Below are 19,031 nucleotides of genomic sequence, written 5' to 3'. Positions count from 1 at the left end.
ACATGGGCACATTCCAGACGGGTCTGATGGATTTTGCGGAGTTGGGCGGTGGAGAGTTCGGCTTGTTTGGCCAGCAGGTTAACCTGGATAATTCATGAGAGATAGGAAAACACAAGAAAAGAGAGCCTGAAACGGTTTAGAATCAGGCTCTCTAGAGTTTTTAGTATCTCCATTGTGCCATGACAGAGTGTCATTCGGACCTGCCCTACAATTTCCCCACGCCACGCCCTTTAGTCGTTCGATTTTCAGATCTAGAATTAAGCTCAGATGCCGGGATCTTGCTGGCTCGACAAGCAGAAGAGCAGGTTCAAGTGTGTCGAGGATTGTCAGCGTGTATCCAGGACTGGCGCGACCCGAGCAAAATCACCCATAACCTGCATCAGTTGGTCAGTCAACGCGTATATCAAATGGTGGGAGGGTACGAAGATGCCAATGACAGTAACGTGCTGCGCCACGACCCCATCTTCAAGGTTGCCTGCGGACGATCGCCGAGTGTCGGAACAGATTTACTGGCAAGCCAACCCACCATCACTCGACTTGAGAACCACATTGGCAAAGCAGAAGTCGCTGCCATGCGCAGCCGAATGGTGGATGGATTCATCCAACGCTACAAGAGCGCACCCGACGAAATCGTGTTGGATATCGATGGCTGGGACGACCCAACCCATGGGAATCAACAATTGAGCTGTTTCCATGGATACTACGGTCATCATATGTACTTTCCAGTGCTCATCAACGAGGCCAGTACAGGGTATCCGTTGATTTTGCAGTTACGCGCGGGCAATAGTCATTCAGGCAAAGGCGTCGCAGGCATTTTACGCTGGCTATTTTGGCGACTCAAACGCGTTTGGCCGTCTGTGAGACTGATTCTGCGAGGCGATGCGGGATTCTCCTTACCCGAAATCATGCAGGTTTGCGAACGCTCCAAGGTGGGCTATGCCCTTGGCTTTATCCGCAATGCGGTATTGGAGCGTAAAATTGCCGATTTGCTCGAACGGGCAAGATTGCAACACATCCAAACCCAGCAAAAGGCTCGCTTGTTTGACGATGTCTATTACGCGGCACGGACGTGGGATGAACCCAGACGATTAGTCATGAAGGCAGAATGGCTCGACCAAGGCCCCAATCCTCGATTTGTGGTGACCAATCTGGAGCAACCGCCTCAAGAATTGTACGACCACTTCTACGTTCAACGCGGCGGCGACAGCGAGCATCGCATTAAAGAACTCAAACTCGGCATCAAAGCAGATCGTCTCAGTTGCAGCACTTTTATTGCCAATCAGTTTCGTCTGCTCTTGGCTCAAGCTGCTTACATTTTGATGATTGCAATTCGCCAAGCGGCCCATGGAACACAACTGGCAACGGCTCAGGTGGAACGCCTACGGTTGTTGCTCATTAAAGGAGCTGCCAAGGTAACGGTTTCTACCCGACGGATTCTGGTGGAGTTGGCTGCGTTTTGCCCTTATGCCCAGGAGATGCGTCAAATTTCTCGGAACTTATCCCAGTCCCAGTCCCTCAAATTTGAGTAGGCCAAGCCCGTCATAGGATTCTTGTCTCTATTTGTCGGAAATATAGGTGTTTTTAGCCTTTTTGAGCCGATTTGTATCGCTTTTTTGCCTACTTTTACTTTTCATCTCATCCTATAGCTCTAATTTTGGTGAAACTTACAACTCCTCATACACCTCGTGAATAATGCAGGTTAAGTTCCCAAAGTTGTCGAGCGGTGTCTTCGATCAGCAGGATTTCATCAATCCGGTTTAAGCACTGCTCATAGTTGAGTTTGGACTTTCGCGATAGTTGAGCCAGTTCAAGTTCAGCGAGTCGAGTGGCAGTTCTGGCAGCAGTTCGAATCGCTTCAATCGTAAAGCCTGAATTTAGGGCATCGGAGATGTCCCAGCCTTTAGATGGTGTTGCTTCTTTGCAGGGGACTTGGGCAATCCAACCGCGATCGCCGAGAACACGCGCCAGTTTCTCTGCACCTTTTTGACCCGGTTCATCCCGGTCGTAGAAGATAAAGACTTGACCTGGCAGTCGCTGAAGCTGTTCGGGGCAGAGGATGACGTTGCAGCCGCAGGTGAAGGTGGCGATCGCAATATCGGCCACCTCTCGCATTGCCCAACCCAAAAGGATTGCATCCCATTCGCCCTCACACAGATATGATTGCTTGGCTTGATCTGGTTTATGGGTGAAGTAGACCATCGCGGGGACACCTTTTTGTGTCCAGGATTTATTGCTAGTCCAAGGTTCGAGTCTCAGCTTTTGGTAGAAGTGCTGACCTGATTCATCTGCCGGAATCGGAATTGAAACCCCGGTGGTTCCGTTACGGTTAACCAGTCCCAAGCGATAGTGACGCACGATTTCAGGGCTGATGCCCCGTTGTTCTAACCATTGCCGTGCCCATTGGCTTTCTTCATCTTGGCCTTGAAGTAGCCAGTCCATTGCTTTTGTGGCTTGGTTTAGGGTGTGGAGCGATCGCACATCCAAGGACGTTGAGATCGAACTGTTCTTGGGTACCCCCAAACTGATGCGGATTTCATCTGGGGTGCATCCGGCATGACACTTATAGGCTCCGCTCTCTAGGACTGCCAGACTTTTCTGGGAGGGACGACGGCCTTTGTTCTGTTCGCAATTGGGGCAGTATGCCCGTCCATTGCGGTCAAAGGTCACAAAGTCTCGAATGCTGAAGGGTTTATCAAGGGTGTTGATTGGCTTCATGATAAATGTTGTCCAAACGGACACTTTTTGATAGACTTGACAAGTCTTCTAAAAATCTAGCAAAATTTTATAGTTTAGTTCAAATCTTTTTTGTTTCTAGTTTTACAATGTTGTCCGTTCGGATAACTTTATGTATGGAGGTTCGTCATGACACGAGGCGCAAGCGCGACGAAGAGTCGATCGCAGGTGAAAGCAGAACCGAGGGAACCGTTATCGAAGGGCATCGGTCAGCGGATTGAACAGATGCGGGGGCGACTGACGCAGCAAGCGTTCGCGAAAAGCATTGGGATTAGTAAAAGCACTCTGATCCGTTATGAGAAGGAGGATCGTTTGCCGGATGCGGAGGTTATTGCCCGGATTTGCGAGACCCATCGGGCGGACTTCACTTGGCTGATTACGGGGAAGGGCGATCCATTTGTCCCTAATCCAGAAGAGGAAGAGTGTGTGCAGATCCCGAAGTATGACATTGGGGCTTCGGCGGGGCCGGGGGCATTTGTGGAGGCTGCGGGTGAGCCGGAGTTGATTTCGGTGGATTTGCAGTGGCTCCGCCAGGATCTGCATGTGTGTCCGGCGGAGGTGAGCATGATTTATGTGCGGGGGGATTCGATGCAGCCGACGATTATGGATGGGGATATGTTGCTGGTGAGTTCTAGGGTGGAACCGATTCGGGATGGGATTTATGTTTCTAGATACGATGGGCTGCTTCAGGTGAAGCGTTTGCAGCGTCAGCCTAAGAGTTTGGTTCGAGTGACTTCGGATAATCCGGCTTATGACTCGTTTACGGTTAATTTGCAGGATGAGGGGACAGATTTTGTGATTGTGGGGCGCGTGGTCTGGGTCGGGCGGAAGCTGGGGTTTTGAGCGCGCTTAAGGAGGCGGGAAATTTGATGTGGCCTTGCAATTTATGGGGATAAGGAGTCAAGATTTGACCAGGGCTGTTAGCGTCATTCTAAAAGAGGACATCAGGAAATGAACGCTTATAAAGTTGAGACGATCTTGTCTGAGGATGGAGCTTTGACGTTGAAGGATCTGCCGTTTCATGTCGGCGATGCGGTGGAGGTGATTATTTTGGAGCGATCGCCCAATCAAATGGAAAAGGCTGAGGATCAACCTGAACCGAACCTCTATCCTTTGCGAGGCACAGTTCTTTTCTATGAGGATCCGTTTGAGCCTGCTGTCCCTGTAGAAGACTGGGAAGTCTTGCGATGATTCTGTTAGATACTCATATCTAGATTTGGTGGGTTAATGATAATGAAGAACGACTGACTTCAAGGCACCTCGAACTAATTCAGCAACACCAGTCTCAGGGATTGGGCGTTAGCATTATCTCCTGCTGGGAAATAGCGAAGGCTGTTGAGAAGCAAAAGCTTGGTCTGTCATGCGGAGTTCATGAATGGTTGAATTTGGCGCTGGCTTATCCTGGAGTACAGTTAATCAACTTAACAGTGCCTATTGTGATCGAGTCTACGCAACTAGTCGGTTTTCATCGAGATCCAGGAGATCAGATGATTGTGGCGACGGCGCGAGTTTTGAAGTGTCCACTGCTGACGGCAGATCAAAAGATTCTGGAGTACCCGGACGTTCAAAAACTTCAATAGGGGGAATTTTATTAGGCTCCCGTTCAAAGTATGATCTGACAGTTGTAAGAATCACATAGGAGTTGCCAGCTTTTGATCGCTGACGAGGACATGAAACCAATCTCCATAGCGGAACCGATGATGTGTCCATCTTCAGCGCATGTATATAGTGGAATTCCGATTCCCAAACCGATTCGTGTGACCACATTCTCTCCAGCAGAATGGGAATCGTTCACACATGAGTGGACAAGCTCACTGAAGGATATATAGCCCTACGAGAGCATGTTAAGACGTTTGTAAATAGCCCGCTTTGAGCAGTAAGGATTTGATTAAGCAGTGCGTCCTAAGCAAAATCCGTAGTGCTATATACATTCGTGTCGAGCGCTACACAGGTGCTGGGGATCAAGGGGTAGATATAGCTGGTTTTATTAGCGATAGAGGTTGGGAAGGTGGCTGGGACAATTATCAATGCAAGCATTACGATCGCCCTCTGGCTCCAAGCGATGTGTGGGTAGAAATCGGAAAAATTATTTATTATTCCTATAAAAATGAATATCCGCCACCACGTAAATATTACTTTATTGCATCTCGCGGTGTGGGTACAAAACTAGGAAAATTGCTCGAAAGCCCAGAGAAGTTAAAAGAAGAAACTCGAAACAATTGGGGAAAATATTGTCAAACGCAAATCACAGAAACTAACAGTATTTCCTTGGAAGATGATCTGCTTGCTTGGCTTGAAGCTTTTAATTTCTCTGTTTTTTCGACAAAATCAGTTGTAGATCTCATAAATGAACATGCCAAAACTCCTTTTCACTCAGTCAGATTTGGTGGAGGTTTACCGCCCAGGCCAAATGTTAACCCCCCGCCAGAAGAGCACGAGGTAGTAGAGAGTCGCTATATCCAGCAACTGTTCAATGCTTATAGCGATAACCTGGAAAGATCTGTTAATTGTGTTTCAGAGCTATCTTCACAACTGAGTTGTGATTTCTTAAGGCAACGAGAACGCTTTTACCATGCGGAATCTCTACGTAATTTTGCCCGCGACACAGTGCCTGACGGTACTTTTGAGAGTTTGCAGGATGAGATTTTTTACGCTGTAATTGATATCTGTGAAAATGAGCATAAAGACGGATTAGCTCGTATGAAAGCAACGATCTCACATGCTGCAACAGTTCCAGTAGGATCTAATCCTCTAAAAAGTGCGCTTAGAGTTCAGGATCAACAAGGTATCTGTCATCAGCTTGCCAACAAAGATCGCCTGCTTTGGGTGCCTACGGATGAGGAGGTGTGATGTGACATCACCATTTAATAGTCCACTTGAGACCGGAATCAGAGCACTAGCTATCTTGACAGCAGTATTTCCTCAATCGCTGGATCTTCAGTATCTTGTCTTTTTTGACTACTTAACTGTTCATTCAGGTGATGTTGAAGGTCCAGAAAGTTTACATGCGCCCCTTCCACTACGTTCAGGCGAACTAACTGTGCGGCGTAAATTAATAGAGCGCGGACTCTTTTTGATGATAAGCCGAGGTCTTATACAACATTTATCTACGTCGAATGGTTTTCAATACACTGTTACTGACAATGCTGGTGCTTTTCTCTCAATGTTGAGTTCTCGATATATCTCGAAACTCAAAGAACGAGCAGAGTGGGTAGCTGAAAACTATGGTGAGTCAACTTCTGAAGAATTGAAAGCAGTGGAACAGCGATTTTTCCAGGAGTGGTCTACGCAGTTCCAGCCATTCGAGAGAGCAGGGGGACGTAGAACATGACTTGGAATCCCCTTCAATTACGAGGTCTTTCGTTCAATAGTCCGTATAAAGAGTCTGCTTCGTTGGAATTTCAAGGTGGCTTGAATGTCATATGTGGGGCTTCAGACACCGGAAAATCATTCCTTGTAGAAGCCATCGATTTTCTTCTTGGTGCCAAGGGACCATTGCGGGATATTCCTGAACGAGTTGGATACGACCGAGGAAGGCTCACACTGGAAACAGTAAATAGCAATATCTTTACTCTTGAAAGGAGTACGGATGGCGGAAACTTCCGTAAATTTGAAGGAACCTGGCTATCGGGTAATCCTGATATCGAATCAGGCACTACCCTTAATCAGAAACATGCACATGGAAATTTGAGTACGCTCTCAGCTTATTTGTTGTCTACCATAGGACTTACAGATAAGTATGTGCGAAAGAACCAGCAGGGAATTACAGATAGTCTCAGTTTTCGGAATCTTGCTAGGTTAATCATAGTCAAGGAGAGCGACATAACCAAGGAATCATCTCCTATATTATCTGTACAGAATACTGAAAAGACAAAAGATTATTCGGTATTCAAGTTAATGCTTACTGGTGTAGATGATAGTGCATTAGTGGCACAAGCTGAAATGCAGGCTGAGATAGCAGCTACTCGACAGAGTAATAACGCCAAAATTGAATTTATTGATGAGTTGCTTTCTGAATTACAAGCTGAAATTGGTGCAATTGGAATTAATCGTACTGAAGCCGAAGATCAATTACTGCAACTACAAGCTCAAGCACAGGCTCAGCAAGAGATTCTCAATCGAAGTCAACAAGAGTTGGATAACAGAATAGAACGTCGCTATGCAGTTATGCAGCAAATAAAACAAATATCTGATCGAATCGATGAAATCTCTGGACTTCTATCACGTTTTGAACTCCTTAAGGAACATTACCAGATTGATCTCGAACGCCTTGCTGCAATTGAGGAATCAGGATCTCTTTTTGTCCATCTAGAGAGAACACCCTGTCCTCTCTGTGGTGCTCCTCCTGATGAACAGCATCAAGTTGAAGTTTGTGATGGTGATGTTGAAAGTGTAGTTCATGCTGCAACTGCTGAAATTGTCAAGGTGGAAACGCTTTCTATAGAGCTTGATCAAACAGCATCAGATCTCAGTTCTGAGGTTGAGGCATTGATCACACAGAAAGAGCAGCTTGACCCTGAATTTCAGGCACTCAATCAGGAGATACAAGAAATTACTTCTCCTCTAAAGGAGATCCAAAATACCTTCAGTGAGATTGTCAGGCAATCAGGTGAAATGCAACGTGTCATTGATTCATTCCACAGGATCGTGCAACTACAAGAGAAAAAGTCTACGCTTCGTTGGGAAGCTGATGAACCAATTAATCCCGTTAGTTCACAAATAGATCTTTCAAAATCTGTGCTTGATGACTTTGCTCAAAAAGTGCAACATTTACTTCAAGAATGGGACTTCCCTGGCTCTAATCGAGTTCATTTCGATGAAGCGCTAAAAGATATTGTAATAGGTGGACAACCTCGTACTAGTCGGGGAAAAGGCTTGAGGGCTATTACTCATGCGGCTATGACCATTGGACTCATGGAATTTTGTAAGGATAGAAATCTGCCTCATCCAGGTTTTGTTGTACTAGATTCACCTCTTTTGGCGTACTGGAAACCAGAAGCATCAGAAGATAAAATCATTTTGGAAGGTTCAAACCTAAAGATCCGATTCTATGAATATCTTGCTAATAACTGTAGCGACAGTCAAATAATTATTATTGAGAACGAACATCCCCCATCCGAAGTCAGTGGCAAAATCACTTCAACAGTTTTCACAAGGAACCCTGAAGAGGGACGCTACGGTTTTTTCCCTATAAACTCAAGCCCATGATTCTTGCCTAATTAGGGCTTGCTGAAAAAGTCATTTCAGACTGAGATTGGCAACGCGATCGCCAATTCAGACATAGCTGGATATGAATGCTCAGTAATGGACACAAAGGACATCGATTCTCCCATCGTCAGCTGAGCGGCTTCGTCACGCTCCATCCCGCCATGAAGGACTTGCAGACACAGATCGAAAAGCCAAAAAAGCAAGGCTAAGAGCCCAGCGAGCCAACGCTCCAAATTGAGCACGAGAAACGTAATCGCAATGGCACTTTGAGCCGTGTGGGCCAATTTCGCCATCACCCGTGCCAGAGAAAAGCGTCGCTTGGCCTGACCAAACTTACCTTCAATCCAGACCCGGACTTTCTCATCTTGACGCGCCTGTCGCTTGAGTTGAGCCTGCACCGATGGGTCTTGCTTCGGCCTGCCCAAAGGCGGGCCACTCAATCGGATACCACGCGCCTTACACCAACTGCGATTGGCGCGAGTGCGATAAATCTGGTCGGCATGAACCGACTCGGGATAGCAGCCAAACCGAGCCCGATAAGCTTCCACCTGGTCTTGGAGATGGGTCGACTCATTGAAATTGTCCCAACTGAGCCGGTCTAGAAACACACAGCCGTTGATACAACTGACCGATAGCTTTGCACCAAACTCCACGGGCACGCCTGCTTTGCCACGCACAATGGGCCTCACATGGGGCTGGGCGATGCTCACAATCCGGTCATCGATGCGACGGATGTTGGCGTCAAACATGGCTCGTTGTTGCCTGACGACTTCAGTGATGACCAACAGCAGGCGATACTGACGCCGACTCAGTTGTGCCAAGGATGCCCCAGCTGTTATGAGGATATCAATATGCTTGAGATTGCGACCCAGATAGTTGAGTTGCTGACGAATCCCTTTTCTCCTGAGTTGACGGCTGGGTTTTCGTTGCTTCGAGATGGATAGATACGCTTTGCGCGCGAGCTTTCGGTAGGTGCGAGGCTTGGTCTTAAATTGGTCGCTCACTTGGACGTAGAGGGCATCTAGGATGGCTTCGCTCTGCTCTCTAGCCTCATTCAATAAGCTCAAGTCGCTCGGGTAGCGAATATCCGCAGGGGCACAGGTCGCATCTAAGATGAGCTGCCCTTGATTGGGGGAGGGTGGCTCATCGTCATCACGGTCTGATTCAGATGCTGCTTCACTCGATACCGCCATCTGTGATTCAGTAGCTTCTGCCACTCCTTGCATCTTCTGCACGACGGCTTCGTTGACCTGACCCACTAGCTCCAGACTCAGGCGTTTGCGAAAGTGAACCAACAGGGATGAGTCAAATGGCGCTTCATCCCGATACTCGCTAAATCCCAAGAAGTACTGCAAGTATGGGTTCTCGCGGATCTGCTCCACGGTCTCTTCATCGCTGGTGCCGAGCTTCTCTTTGATGATGAGGGTTCCCAATGCGACTCGAAACGGTTTGGCTGGTGCGCCCATCGTGGCACTAAACTGGTCGGCATAACTCGCTTCTACTGTTTCCCACGGGATGAGTTTAGCCAGCTTTACCCAGCGATTGTCACGGGACAATTTGCCGCCGAAGGGCAGGTAGAAGTTCTCAAAGGACAGTTGGCCTGGGGGTGAAGTCCGATACATGCCGACTCAAGTGCAAGGGGTTTGACTATTTTTCGCCTTTTTTCTTGCACTTTTCAACCCCCTTGTTCGGACAGATGAACTGTAATCCCTACGTTCTATACTTTTTCAGCAAGCCCTAATTATCCCGACTCAGCACTGGAACTGGCAGCCTGGACGTAAATATTTTTCAGGAAATGCAACCATGCCAATTGTCTCAACGCCGTTGAGACAATTGCTTTATCTGTAAAGACTTGTACAAAATGAACCTTGTGAAGCAGGCTTTTGCAGCTCCTCTCTAAGAATTTCTCTATATGTACAACCGCAGAACTACAAGTTTGCAGAGTTTGCAGATGAATTGGGATGACGGGTTGACATAGGAGAGCTTGGGGTTTAGCAATGGGTACCAGTTTTCAGTTCAATGATATGCACCTGAATCCCCAACAACCCAGCACCCGCCGACAGCGAGGACAAAATTCGCGCGATCGCATCCTCGCCTCTCTCCAAAACCAGCCCGACCAGAGCCGCGACCAACTCATGCAGTCTGCCAACCTGACCTATGACCAAGTGCGCGACCAAACCCGCAACCTTTGTATCGAAGGGCTGATTCTGTCGCACATCGGTACCAGAGGAGAGCGGCGCTACTCATTACAGGTGACCTGTCGGCGATCGCCCTGCAAAACCTCAGCCTAGCCCTTGCTTTTTCCATCGATTGGGCATTAGCAATACATCCATTGCATTCTGGTACCGCTAATCATGGAAACCGAAACCTGGAAACACATCACCCTAGGCGAACTCTATCGCAGCGGAGTCGCCAAAGTCCGACAAGCCCGTCGGTCTTTCAAACAATACAGCCCCCTCAAATTTGACCTGACCGCAGCCCGAAATCTCTGGGGCGCAATTTCACCCTTAGTAATCGCTCCCATCCTCCACGTCTTGGAAGGATTCAGACCGGATCGGCTATTGCCTCCGGTCGTGGACACCACTGTTGAAGACTTGACCCAAACTGCGATCGCACCGACCATCCCTCACAAACCCTGGTATCGCCGAACCGAACGAGTTCATCAAGCCCTGATGCAAGCCTGGGAACTGGGCTATCGCACCTACGCCCAACTGATTGAGCAGGTCAGACTCTGGACAGGGAAAGGATGCTCAAAACGTGCCGTCTCCCGCTTCATCAAAGAACGTCGTGAGCTGCAATGACCCGTCTGGAGAAACACACCCGCACCCTGAAGGATGGCACCCAAAGGGTCTACCGCTATGCCGTGGGCACAGATGGAGAACGGCGATCGCTCAATGAAAGTACCGTTTCAACCGCCTGCTATAGAAGCACAGAAAAACGTCGAATCGTCGCCGCGCTTCAAGCTAACTCCAGTCTGCTGATCGTGGGCGAGGCAGGCGGCGGTAAAACCACCTTGAGCGAGTTTGTCGCTGAAGAACTTGAACTACTGGGATTTACCGTCGTGACCGTCAAACCCTCAACCGCTAAACAAATGGTGGTGGCGATCGCCCTTCAACTGGGCGTAGATGCAGAATCTCTAGAAGGCAAAGCATTGACCGCGATGCAATTGATGCAGGCGATCGCAGATTACCTCCAAGACAACCTGGCTTTTCTAATTTGCGATGATGCCCATCGGCTTCAGGTGCAGGTTCGCTGCTGGCTGGAGCGACTCCATGAACTGGGTCAGCCGTTGCTGTTGCTGGCCACCCATCCCCCAGCACGGGACATTTTTCTGAAGTTGCCCCGGATTGAGCTGGAACCCCTGAGCGATCGCATCATCCGTCAAATCATGAAAGAAGCCGCCACCGAACTGGAACTGGAGCTATCCACGGCTCAATTGGCGCACCTGCAACAACGGGCGGGCGGAAATCCGATGCTGGCAGCGCGGGTGATTCGAGAAGAGTATCTGGGTTTAGATGACCCCAGCCCCGACCATCGACAGTGGATTGATGGAACCCCGTTGCTGATTGCCGGGTTGATGACGTTTACGATTCTGCGCTTCATCGGATTGGGGCTGAACAGCACCAGCCTTTATCTGTTTGGCGGCATTCTGGCGGTAGCGGTAGGCATTTTCCGGTTGATTCTCTACAGCCTGCCCCGTAAGTCCGGGAGGTTAGGGCAATGATGAACTCGACGCAGGCAGTCTTCAGTGTGGCGCTCACATCCCTGGCGATGGGGACGGCTGACCCCGTGTTGTTAGGAACGGCGGCGATCGCATCCCAGTTCCCCGACTTGGACACCAGCAAAAGCTGGATTGGACGATTACCCCCGTTAACCCTGATTTCGCGGTGGATCGAGAAGCGGTACTCTCACCGCACCTTGACCCACAGCTTTTTGTTTTCTCTGGGTCTTGCTGCTGTAACCTTCCCGCTCACCTTCTGGAATCAGTCGCTCTGGATTGCTCTTAATCTGGGCTATTTCTTGGGCTGGTATGCCGATAATTTCACCAAGCAGGGGGTTTGTGCGTTTTTCCCACATTCGGGAAGGTTGGTGACTCCGGGCAATCCTCGACTCAGGTTGAGTACGGGGAGTTCTGCTGAGTATTTTCTGCTAGCGGTTTTGGTTTTTGTGTCGATCGCCATCATCAACCTCAATATTAGCGGCGGCATCCTCAAAGCCTTCAATCAGACGCTAGGGCTTTCGAGCGGGGCGGTGGAGATTGTTGCCGCCGAACAGAACCAGTATCTGCTAATGGCTCAGATTCGTGGTCGCAATACACTGACGCAGCAGGCAGTTCAAGGTCAATTTGAAGTGGTACAGCCTCTGACCCAAACCGATTTACTGGTGAAAGACAGTCAGGGCAGGCTCTATCGAGCTGGCGAAACTCAAGAATCTCAGATTCAGATTACTCAGGTGCAGGTTCAACGACAAGGCACTGTGAAGCCGTCGGTTCGAGAGATTCGGTTGGAAGACGAGGTGATCGCAGAGGCACTCTCACGTATCCCACAAAGCGATCGCACCTATCTGTCAGGTCTATTGACCGTTGAGGACGCTGAGGATCTGGTACCGCCCAACTACCCGGATCGCTTCAATTCCATTCGGGTGCAGCCGGGAAGCGGAATCGCCAGCGTTCATCTAGAAGCCGCCAGCCCTGCTGAAGTGGTTCGAGTTCTGGGGGATTACTCCGCTAGCGGCAGTTTGATTGTGAGGTCGATCCATGTTCAGTCGTAAAGAAAAGCCATTACCCGTTGCGGTTCTGAAGCCTGGTGAAAAAGTTCAGGTTGAAGATGACTCTGCGAGTCATGGAATTCTGTTGGGACAGGGTGTGTACTGGACTCCAGAACGATTGCCCAATGGTCATGTGGTGGCGATTGGTTCTAGCGGGTCGGGGAAGACTCAGACACTGAAGGCGATCGCCTACGAACTCCACAAAACCTACCCAGCGATGCAGTTGGTCATCATCGATTTTCACGGCGACCAGAATCTTCAGGGCGAAGTTTGCTATCCGCTCCATATGAGCAGTCCCTATGGAGTGAATCCGTTGTATATCAACCTGGATCCAGAGGGTGGAGGGCCGAATCTTCAGGCGATCGCAGTTGCCGCTACGCTCAAAAAAGCATTGCAAATGGGACCTGTACAGGAAGGTTTGCTGTTGGAGGTTCTGGGGGATTGCTACCGACACAAGGGCATCGCTCAGAACGAGGAGAACACCTGGACAAAGGAACCGCCCAATTTTGCCGATCTTCAGGCCGAGATTGAGCATCGGGTGAAGGAAAGTTGTAAGGACAGTGCCAAGTTGAAGCTAAAGCTCAATGCCACGTTTGCCTATGGGATTTTCAACCGTCCCGCTTTTCTGTTAGAACATCGGCTGGTGCGGGTGGATTTGTGTAAGTTGCCGCCGGAATTAGGGGCGATCGCGGCTGAATCCCTAGCCAAATACTTGATGGATACCCATCGGCTTCAGGGTGAGGTTGAAAGCAAAATCCCCAGAACCTACCTTTTCATTGATGAGGCGAAGGAGATGGCAAAGTCTCCGGCGTTGGATCGGATTATTGCCGATGGACGCAAGTATGGACTGAATTTGGTTCTGGCCTCTCAGAGTGAGCGGCATTTGTCGGCTGATGTGTTGGGGAATGCGGCGACCAAGATTGTGTTGCCTGTGGATCAGGTGGAGGTGAAGAAGGTCGCGGCGAAGTTTCGGTTTGCGGAACAGAAGGTGGCAGCGTTGCTGCCGTTGACGGCACTGTGTCGATTTGGCAAGCACGCGGAACAGGTTGAGATTTTGCCCTATTACCAGCGGGTGGCTGATGGAGGGGATGATGCGTAGGTTTTTCGTGGCGATCGCTGTTTTCTTGTCAGGCTGCAATTCGATGTCTCGGATACCTGCATCGCTCCCATTGCCCATAGTTGACCCCACGCCGATCATTAGCCGCAGAGCGAATCTGGTACCTCGTGAGCTGAAGTTGAAGCTGACGCTGGATGATCCGGCAGATTTGAAGGTGAAGCAGGGCGATCGCATCCAAAAAGGTCAGATTTTGAGCGATCGCACGTCCACCAGAAAACCATTGGAACAACAGCGTCAGGTCATTCGCCTCAAGTTAGAACATTTGAATACAAGTGCTGGGGTAGGTTCAAGTCAAGTCAGTTATGCGGTGGAACAGGCGAGGATTCGTCAGGCTCAGGTACGGGTGCAGCAGGCGAGGGAGGCGATCGCCCTGTTCAAAGCCAATTCCCCTTGGACGGATTATGCTTGGGCAAGTTTGCCGCTCTACAAGGAATCGACACAGGTTTCACAACTGGTCATCAGGGTTCAGGATGCTGAGGCTGAGTTGGGACTGGCAGTGGCTCAGCTTCAGGCTGCGAGGGAGAATAAGCCGCAGAAGGCTGTTGGTCAGGATACTTTAGGGCAGCAGTCTTTGCTGATGGCTCAGTTGAGGGATGTTGAGGCAAGGTTGGAGACGGTGGGGGTGGTGCGATCGCCCTATAACGGAACTATCAAGAAAATCAAGTGGATGAATCAGGTCAACCAGGAACTGACAGTTGAAATTACTTTGGCGGTTCATGCTCTTGATAAAGCGCTTTGAGCGCATTCGGGATAAAATCCCGTTTTCCCTTACAATGAATGCGCTTTGGTTATGCTGCACCATGACTCGGAATAAATTCGATCAGTTTTCAAAGGAATTTTTGGAGGAGCTACTGTCCCCTTTGGGTACTGTGGAAAAGAGTCTTGAGGTTTTGGGTACTTCAAGACTGGTCGATCTGTATTTTGCACCTGCTTTACAAACTGAAGCAGAGCCTCAAACTCTGGGACTGTTGAGCAGAATTGCGGCAACGCCTTGTCTGTTGGAGCCGTTTCGGAACCCGCCCACGACGACGGAAGTGAAGGACTGTCTTTTGAAATTGTTGTCAGTCCATGCTGATTTACAGCGCCGGACTCAACGGGATGATGCAACCGTTTCAGAGGAGGACTTACCAAGGCTATGGATTCTGGCTTCGTCGGTTTCTGGAAATTTGCTCGAACGGTTTGCGGCGACTTCTAATGAATCTTGGCCTTCGGGAATTTATGGGTTAGGAGAGGCGCTCTGTACGGCGATTGTTGCGATTAATCAGTTGCCGCTAACGGAGGACACGCTCTGGTTAAGGCTCTTGGGGAAAGGGCTGACGCAGGAACAGGCGATTTCTGAGGTGCTGGCTATCCCAGAGGGGGATCCACGACGCCGTAGGATATTACAATTATTGGCGGGATGGAAGATTACACTAGAGATAAATGACCCAGCAGACGATGAAGAGCGAGGTGTACTGATGGTATTGTCACAGGCTTATCTGGAGTGGGAAAAAGAAACTGAAGAGAGGGGCATTCAACAAGGCATTCAATCGGAACGTCGGATAACGCTTGAGAATTTGTTTAAGGCTCGGTTTGGTACGATTGATGAGTCATTGATGGCTATTCTGCCAAAGCTGGTGGCGTTGTCTGCGGAGGACTATACGCGGTTGCTGCTAGAGTTGCCAGGGTTGTCTCAAGATGAGGTGGTAAAGAGGTTTCAGAATCAGCCATAACGAGAATGCATTACTCTATCCCGAAATTGAAAATTATCCGGTGAACTCACTCCGATTTTCTAAGTCTTCTCGACTGTCTTGTGCCAGTTTGACGACATCAATGGACGGCATCTGTTGAGCAATTTGCCGGAGTTGGGCGAGGGCTTCTAATGCTTTGAGGGGAGCTGGTGCCTGGGCTAATTGTTCTCTCAGTAATTTTGTAGCCAAAACGTCAGGGGCAAGCTTGAGCCGATTTGCTTCGGCTTGAAGGCGATCGCTAGCTCTTGCAGAGCGGTGACGCACCAAGAGTCCGCGCTCTTCGCTGGAGAGGTGGATTGTGACGGTTTGGGTATCGCTCATGACTTCAGTATAGATCTGAGTGCGGTGTCATAACAGAAATTCCAGGTAGGGACGCATGACGTTGCTGACTCGGCAGATTTTGGCGTAGTGCCAGAGTTCGTCCATTGTGCAGCGGCGATCGCGCCAGCTTTCACGTAGGGCTTCTAGGGCAACGTCTAGTCCAATTTTGTTGCGGTACTTGAAACAGTCTGCGACGGTTTTAGAGAGGTTATAAATTTGCACTGGAATGCCCTCTAGTTGATGGGTTTCAATCCCAGATTCAAAGGCGTTGCCGGACATGTAAACAATATGGAGCGGCAGTAGTGCTTCACTGGGTGGACGGGCTTTACCGTGAATGGCGAGCCAAACTTCAAAGGGGGCTTGTGTTGTAATTTCATGGAAGCGGAGCGCAGATAGAAGGCAAATGATGCCGTGAGGGACACGCTGGCTGGCTTCAACCAGACTATGGTGCTCTGTAAAATCTGTTTCTAGCAGGGTATAGATGCCTCGCCCTGAGCGGATGAGCAGCCCTTGCTGTTCTAGACGGCGTAGATACTCGCGATGGATTCCATGGGCTTCTATATCCCTGGAGCGGAGCACACCCGTTTCACGGGCAAGGACTAGAATTTGTTGGGTTTTGGATTGAGACATCTGATGATTGATATGTCAAAACGTCGGCAAATATTGATAATTACCGACATTATGACACAAGCTGAATTGATCTGTCGTCTCAGGATATGGGTTGTACGGGCTGCGATCTGTTTTTCTGGACTGGGTTGATGATTGCCTTACGATGGAGCCGTCAGGAGAATCAAGTGGGTTGGGCAAACGAATCAAGAATTTCAGGTAGAGCTATTCTTAGCGATCCAGATTTAATCCGGCAAAATCTAACGCTGACTGACCGCTCTACTACGCCAATTTCCTAGGGTAGCTAGCAGCCTGTCGGACAAGTAATGGAGAACACTTATGCAGTATGCATTCTAGTTGTTGAAGCTTTGAAAGGAAAATGTTCACTGGACAAGGCTTCTGGCGTTTCACTCCAACAGCCTGCCAGAACAAAATATTCTCTTGACAAAAGAAAAAATAGTAAAGAAAAATAACAGGTGTTAATTTAAGCTTCTTGATTGGGAATAGTATGCCCAATCCTTTATTATTAAAGGAAGATTTCTTTCTTAAAATCTTAAGGATTTAAGCCTTTTTATTCTTAATAAAAAAACATATGGAACGTCAGATAACGCTTTTCCAGGATGGGCAGGTTGCTGAGTTTCGTGATGGAGAACTGATTAGGTTAGTCTCCACTGAGGGTAATGTCCGAGCTTTGATCCAGGCTCTACGCTTCAGTCGTACCCATCAGTTTATGGTTAGTTGCGAGGCGTCACCTCTAGAAGAAGAGATCGCCCAACGGCGAGGTGGGCAGCGCATTAATAATGTAGGACTCAAGCTACTGACATCTTTTGAGGGGTGTGAGCTAACGGCTTACGATGATGGTGTCGGAGTCTGGACGATTGGATATGGTCACACGGCGGGTGTTGCACCGGGGATGAGCATTACCCAGAATGAAGCCGAAGAATTGTTGCGTCAAGATTTAGAAATCTATGAATCCTATGTCGAGGATTTGGTAGATGTTCCTTTGAATAGCAACCAATTCTCTTCGTTGGTTTGTTTTTGCTTCAACACTGGCCCAGGTCAAGACGGTTTTGGCGGTTCTACGCTGCTGAGATTACTGAATGACGGCGATTATGAAGGGTCTGCTAAACAGTTTCTCCGTTGGAATAAAGGTGGTGGTAAATCCATGCTAGGTCTAACTCGTAGACGATTGGCAGAGCAAGCACTATTCCTTGATCAGCCTTGGGAATTTGCGCTTAGCTATGACGGACCTTTAGATATTACAGGCTCTGTGGCTTCTCATTCAATGGGTGCACGTACCCTCAGTCTTACGAATCCTTTGACGCAAGGAGAAGATGTACGACGAGTACAGGAGGCTCTGAAAAACGCAGGGCTTGATATTAAACCGGATGGTGTGTTTGGTAATGACACTGAAAAGGTTGTGAGGCAGTTCCAACAACAAAAAGGTCTGACGGTTGATGGACAAGTAGGATCTAAGACTCTAAAAAGTTTGGGTCTATAACCTTGTTATAAATTTTCATTAAAAAATGGGAGAGACTTATGAGTAATTTGATTGATGATCTATCGAATCAGACGCCAGAGTTCATTCTCGAAGTGTGTGAAGAAATCAATGCTCGTGATGCTAGTGGTAGTAGAGGAAGTTTTAAAGGATTGCTTAAAAATGCACCTTTTGGTTCGACTTCTGTAGTGAATTGTTTATCTCAACAGCTTATTGCCCAACTACAAGTGATAATGCCTGGTGGATTCATCAGTTATGACGATTTGAATGTAGATTTGTCAGATGCAGCATTCCCCTATGTTCAAGCTTCAGCTAAGCAAGGTCTTGCGAAGGCGATTCAGGCACGGGGTGTCAAGATGCTCGTCAATTCGTCGTATCGCACGATCGCGCAGCAAATGTTGCTGTACAATGATCGCTTCAATAACCCCAATCCCGTTGCACCTCCCGGCAGAAGTAATCATCAAACGGGTTTAGCGATCGATATTGAGGATCCTAGAGGATGGGAGCCTTTTTTGGTTCAGCATGGTTGGAGTCCTTTGCCAGGAGATCCTCCTCACTTTGACTATTTAGGAGGAGGCACGACTGATATTCGCAGCACATCCATTTTGGCGTTCCAACAGCTTTGGAATATTAACAATCCAAAGGACAAGATTGATGAGGATGGAGGGTTTGGCCCACAAACCGAAGGGGCGCTGAATGATTCTCCTGCGCATGGTTTTGCTAAAGCGCCTTGGGATAATAAGCCCAGAGTCTTGAAGTTGACTCAACCCAGAATGGAAGGGTCTGATGTTGCGCGGCTTCAGGAGTCTTTGAAGAAGGCGGGGATTACGGTTTCGGTTGATGCTGAGTTTGGCCCTGGTACTGACAAGGCTGTTAAGGAATTTCAGCAAAAGAAAAGTCTGACCGCTGATGGTGTTGTAGGACCAAAAACGCTTGAGCATTTTGCTTGAACCTTTTTGTGGACGCATGCCCAAGTTTGAGTAGAATACATTGCTGGATTAGTAAGTGTTCTAAAAGAACAGAGATGTAATTTTCTGCTAATTCAGCAATG

General features: G+C 48.7%; 20 protein-coding genes. 16 read left to right on the top strand and 4 right to left on the bottom strand.

Annotated features, from left to right (window positions below; all coding sequences use genetic code 11):
- The first annotated feature begins 179 nt into the window (after nucleotides 1-179).
- On the top strand, nucleotides 180-1,529 hold the full coding sequence (locus tag R6H26_RS09305; RefSeq protein WP_404783571.1) for an IS1380 family transposase: 1,350 nt from the start codon (nucleotides 180-182) through the stop codon (nucleotides 1,527-1,529).
- A gap of 145 nt (nucleotides 1,530-1,674) precedes the next feature.
- Here the strand turns inward: R6H26_RS09305 and R6H26_RS09300 are convergent, their stop codons facing one another.
- Complete coding sequence (locus tag R6H26_RS09300) at nucleotides 1,675-2,715, bottom strand: hypothetical protein (RefSeq protein WP_404790178.1); 1,041 nt, start codon at nucleotides 2,713-2,715, stop codon at nucleotides 1,675-1,677.
- A gap of 147 nt (nucleotides 2,716-2,862) precedes the next feature.
- Between R6H26_RS09300 and R6H26_RS09295 the strand changes: the two genes are divergently transcribed.
- The 6 genes from R6H26_RS09295 to R6H26_RS09270 all read left to right on the top strand — a co-directional run bounded on the left by R6H26_RS09295 (nucleotide 2,863) and on the right by R6H26_RS09270 (nucleotide 7,941).
- The gene (locus R6H26_RS09295; protein ID WP_404790177.1) at nucleotides 2,863-3,576 is read left to right on the top strand and encodes an XRE family transcriptional regulator; all 714 of its coding nucleotides are present in this window, start codon (nucleotides 2,863-2,865) and stop codon (nucleotides 3,574-3,576) included.
- A 108-nt stretch (nucleotides 3,577-3,684) separates the two neighbouring features.
- Nucleotides 3,685-3,924 carry a hypothetical protein gene (locus tag R6H26_RS09290; protein WP_404790176.1) on the top strand — a complete coding sequence of 80 codons (240 nt, stop codon included), beginning with the start codon at nucleotides 3,685-3,687 and terminating at the stop codon, nucleotides 3,922-3,924.
- Between the two features lie 23 nt (nucleotides 3,925-3,947).
- Entirely contained in the window at nucleotides 3,948-4,313 is a 366-nt protein-coding gene (locus R6H26_RS09285; RefSeq protein WP_404791264.1) for a type II toxin-antitoxin system VapC family toxin, read from the top strand.
- A 289-nt stretch (nucleotides 4,314-4,602) separates the two neighbouring features.
- Nucleotides 4,603-5,583 carry an ABC-three component system protein gene (locus R6H26_RS09280; protein ID WP_404790175.1) on the top strand — a complete coding sequence of 327 codons (981 nt, stop codon included), beginning with the start codon at nucleotides 4,603-4,605 and terminating at the stop codon, nucleotides 5,581-5,583.
- Nucleotide 5,584: 1 nt separating this feature from the next.
- The gene (locus tag R6H26_RS09275; RefSeq protein WP_404790174.1) at nucleotides 5,585-6,064 is read left to right on the top strand and encodes an ABC-three component system middle component 2; all 480 of its coding nucleotides are present in this window, start codon (nucleotides 5,585-5,587) and stop codon (nucleotides 6,062-6,064) included.
- Nucleotides 6,061-7,941 (top strand): hypothetical protein, encoded by a 1,881-nt coding sequence (locus tag R6H26_RS09270; RefSeq protein WP_404790173.1) that lies wholly within the window; start codon nucleotides 6,061-6,063, stop codon nucleotides 7,939-7,941. Before R6H26_RS09275 ends, R6H26_RS09270 begins: the two co-directional genes overlap by 4 nt.
- A 35-nt stretch (nucleotides 7,942-7,976) precedes the next feature.
- Here R6H26_RS09270 and R6H26_RS09265 read toward each other — a convergent pair whose 3' ends face one another.
- Nucleotides 7,977-9,563 carry an IS5 family transposase gene (locus tag R6H26_RS09265; RefSeq protein WP_404783413.1) on the bottom strand — a complete coding sequence of 529 codons (1,587 nt, stop codon included), beginning with the start codon at nucleotides 9,561-9,563 and terminating at the stop codon, nucleotides 7,977-7,979.
- A gap of 375 nt (nucleotides 9,564-9,938) precedes the next feature.
- On the opposite strand from R6H26_RS09265, the gene R6H26_RS09260 reads away from it, so the two are divergent.
- From R6H26_RS09260 to R6H26_RS09230, 7 genes are all read left to right on the top strand, one after another.
- Nucleotides 9,939-10,232, top strand: a complete 294-nt coding sequence (locus tag R6H26_RS09260; RefSeq protein ID WP_404790172.1) for a hypothetical protein — start codon at nucleotides 9,939-9,941, stop codon at nucleotides 10,230-10,232.
- 63 nt (nucleotides 10,233-10,295) lie between these two features.
- Nucleotides 10,296-10,742, top strand: a complete 447-nt coding sequence (locus R6H26_RS09255) for a hypothetical protein (RefSeq protein ID WP_404790171.1) — start codon at nucleotides 10,296-10,298, stop codon at nucleotides 10,740-10,742.
- Nucleotides 10,739-11,665 carry an ATP-binding protein gene (locus R6H26_RS09250; protein ID WP_404790170.1) on the top strand — a complete coding sequence of 309 codons (927 nt, stop codon included), beginning with the start codon at nucleotides 10,739-10,741 and terminating at the stop codon, nucleotides 11,663-11,665. Before R6H26_RS09255 ends, R6H26_RS09250 begins: the two co-directional genes overlap by 4 nt.
- Nucleotides 11,662-12,711: a metal-dependent hydrolase gene (locus tag R6H26_RS09245; protein WP_404790169.1), complete on the top strand. Its 1,050-nt coding sequence runs from the start codon at nucleotides 11,662-11,664 to the stop codon at nucleotides 12,709-12,711. Before R6H26_RS09250 ends, R6H26_RS09245 begins: the two co-directional genes overlap by 4 nt.
- Nucleotides 12,698-13,807: an ATP-binding protein gene (locus tag R6H26_RS09240; protein WP_404790168.1), complete on the top strand. Its 1,110-nt coding sequence runs from the start codon at nucleotides 12,698-12,700 to the stop codon at nucleotides 13,805-13,807. Before R6H26_RS09245 ends, R6H26_RS09240 begins: the two co-directional genes overlap by 14 nt.
- Before the next feature lie 43 nt (nucleotides 13,808-13,850).
- Entirely contained in the window at nucleotides 13,851-14,564 is a 714-nt protein-coding gene (locus R6H26_RS09235; protein WP_404790167.1) for a hypothetical protein, read from the top strand.
- A gap of 61 nt (nucleotides 14,565-14,625) precedes the next feature.
- On the top strand, nucleotides 14,626-15,537 hold the full coding sequence (locus tag R6H26_RS09230; RefSeq protein ID WP_404790166.1) for a hypothetical protein: 912 nt from the start codon (nucleotides 14,626-14,628) through the stop codon (nucleotides 15,535-15,537).
- 33 nt (nucleotides 15,538-15,570) lie between these two features.
- Here the strand turns inward: R6H26_RS09230 and R6H26_RS09225 are convergent, their stop codons facing one another.
- Nucleotides 15,571-15,876, bottom strand: coding sequence for a hypothetical protein (locus R6H26_RS09225; protein WP_404790165.1), 306 nt, complete (start codon nucleotides 15,874-15,876; stop codon nucleotides 15,571-15,573).
- 27 nt (nucleotides 15,877-15,903) lie between these two features.
- Complete coding sequence (locus R6H26_RS09220) at nucleotides 15,904-16,506, bottom strand: type IV toxin-antitoxin system AbiEi family antitoxin domain-containing protein (protein WP_404790164.1); 603 nt, start codon at nucleotides 16,504-16,506, stop codon at nucleotides 15,904-15,906.
- Between the two features lie 568 nt (nucleotides 16,507-17,074).
- Here R6H26_RS09220 and R6H26_RS09215 point away from each other — a divergent pair.
- A complete protein-coding gene (locus R6H26_RS09215) occupies nucleotides 17,075-17,983 on the top strand; it encodes a glycoside hydrolase family protein (protein ID WP_404790163.1) in 909 nt (302 codons plus the stop codon).
- 38 nt (nucleotides 17,984-18,021) lie between these two features.
- Nucleotides 18,022-18,930, top strand: coding sequence for a peptidoglycan-binding protein (locus R6H26_RS09210; protein ID WP_404790162.1), 909 nt, complete (start codon nucleotides 18,022-18,024; stop codon nucleotides 18,928-18,930).
- Nucleotides 18,931-19,031: the final 101 nt, after the last annotated feature.

Origin of the sequence: Altericista sp. CCNU0014, from assembly GCF_044923475.1 — a bacterium.
In the GTDB taxonomy this organism is placed as follows: Bacteria; Cyanobacteriota; Cyanobacteriia; order Thermosynechococcales; family Thermosynechococcaceae; genus JAAURS01.
The sequence above is the reverse complement of the archived record's forward strand: the minus strand, read 5'-3'. Positions and strand labels throughout refer to the sequence as shown.

Excerpts from the sequence above, each read along its gene's own strand:
- R6H26_RS09305 (WP_404783571.1), top strand. The coding sequence starts at position 180 with ATGACAGAGTGTCATTCGGACCTGCCCTACAATTTCCCCACGCCACGC.
- R6H26_RS09300 (WP_404790178.1), bottom strand. The coding sequence starts at position 2,715 with ATGAAGCCAATCAACACCCTTGATAAACCCTTCAGCATTCGAGACTTT.
- R6H26_RS09295 (WP_404790177.1), top strand. The coding sequence starts at position 2,863 with ATGACACGAGGCGCAAGCGCGACGAAGAGTCGATCGCAGGTGAAAGCA.
- R6H26_RS09290 (WP_404790176.1), top strand. The coding sequence starts at position 3,685 with ATGAACGCTTATAAAGTTGAGACGATCTTGTCTGAGGATGGAGCTTTG.
- R6H26_RS09270 (WP_404790173.1), top strand. The coding sequence starts at position 6,061 with ATGACTTGGAATCCCCTTCAATTACGAGGTCTTTCGTTCAATAGTCCG.
- R6H26_RS09265 (WP_404783413.1), bottom strand. The coding sequence starts at position 9,563 with ATGTATCGGACTTCACCCCCAGGCCAACTGTCCTTTGAGAACTTCTAC.
- R6H26_RS09260 (WP_404790172.1), top strand. The coding sequence starts at position 9,939 with ATGGGTACCAGTTTTCAGTTCAATGATATGCACCTGAATCCCCAACAA.
- R6H26_RS09255 (WP_404790171.1), top strand. The coding sequence starts at position 10,296 with ATGGAAACCGAAACCTGGAAACACATCACCCTAGGCGAACTCTATCGC.
- R6H26_RS09250 (WP_404790170.1), top strand. The coding sequence starts at position 10,739 with ATGACCCGTCTGGAGAAACACACCCGCACCCTGAAGGATGGCACCCAA.
- R6H26_RS09245 (WP_404790169.1), top strand. The coding sequence starts at position 11,662 with ATGATGAACTCGACGCAGGCAGTCTTCAGTGTGGCGCTCACATCCCTG.
- R6H26_RS09240 (WP_404790168.1), top strand. The coding sequence starts at position 12,698 with ATGTTCAGTCGTAAAGAAAAGCCATTACCCGTTGCGGTTCTGAAGCCT.
- R6H26_RS09235 (WP_404790167.1), top strand. The coding sequence starts at position 13,851 with ATGTCTCGGATACCTGCATCGCTCCCATTGCCCATAGTTGACCCCACG.
- R6H26_RS09230 (WP_404790166.1), top strand. The coding sequence starts at position 14,626 with ATGACTCGGAATAAATTCGATCAGTTTTCAAAGGAATTTTTGGAGGAG.
- R6H26_RS09225 (WP_404790165.1), bottom strand. The coding sequence starts at position 15,876 with ATGAGCGATACCCAAACCGTCACAATCCACCTCTCCAGCGAAGAGCGC.
- R6H26_RS09220 (WP_404790164.1), bottom strand. The coding sequence starts at position 16,506 with ATGTCTCAATCCAAAACCCAACAAATTCTAGTCCTTGCCCGTGAAACG.
- R6H26_RS09215 (WP_404790163.1), top strand. The coding sequence starts at position 17,075 with ATGGAACGTCAGATAACGCTTTTCCAGGATGGGCAGGTTGCTGAGTTT.
- R6H26_RS09210 (WP_404790162.1), top strand. The coding sequence starts at position 18,022 with ATGAGTAATTTGATTGATGATCTATCGAATCAGACGCCAGAGTTCATT.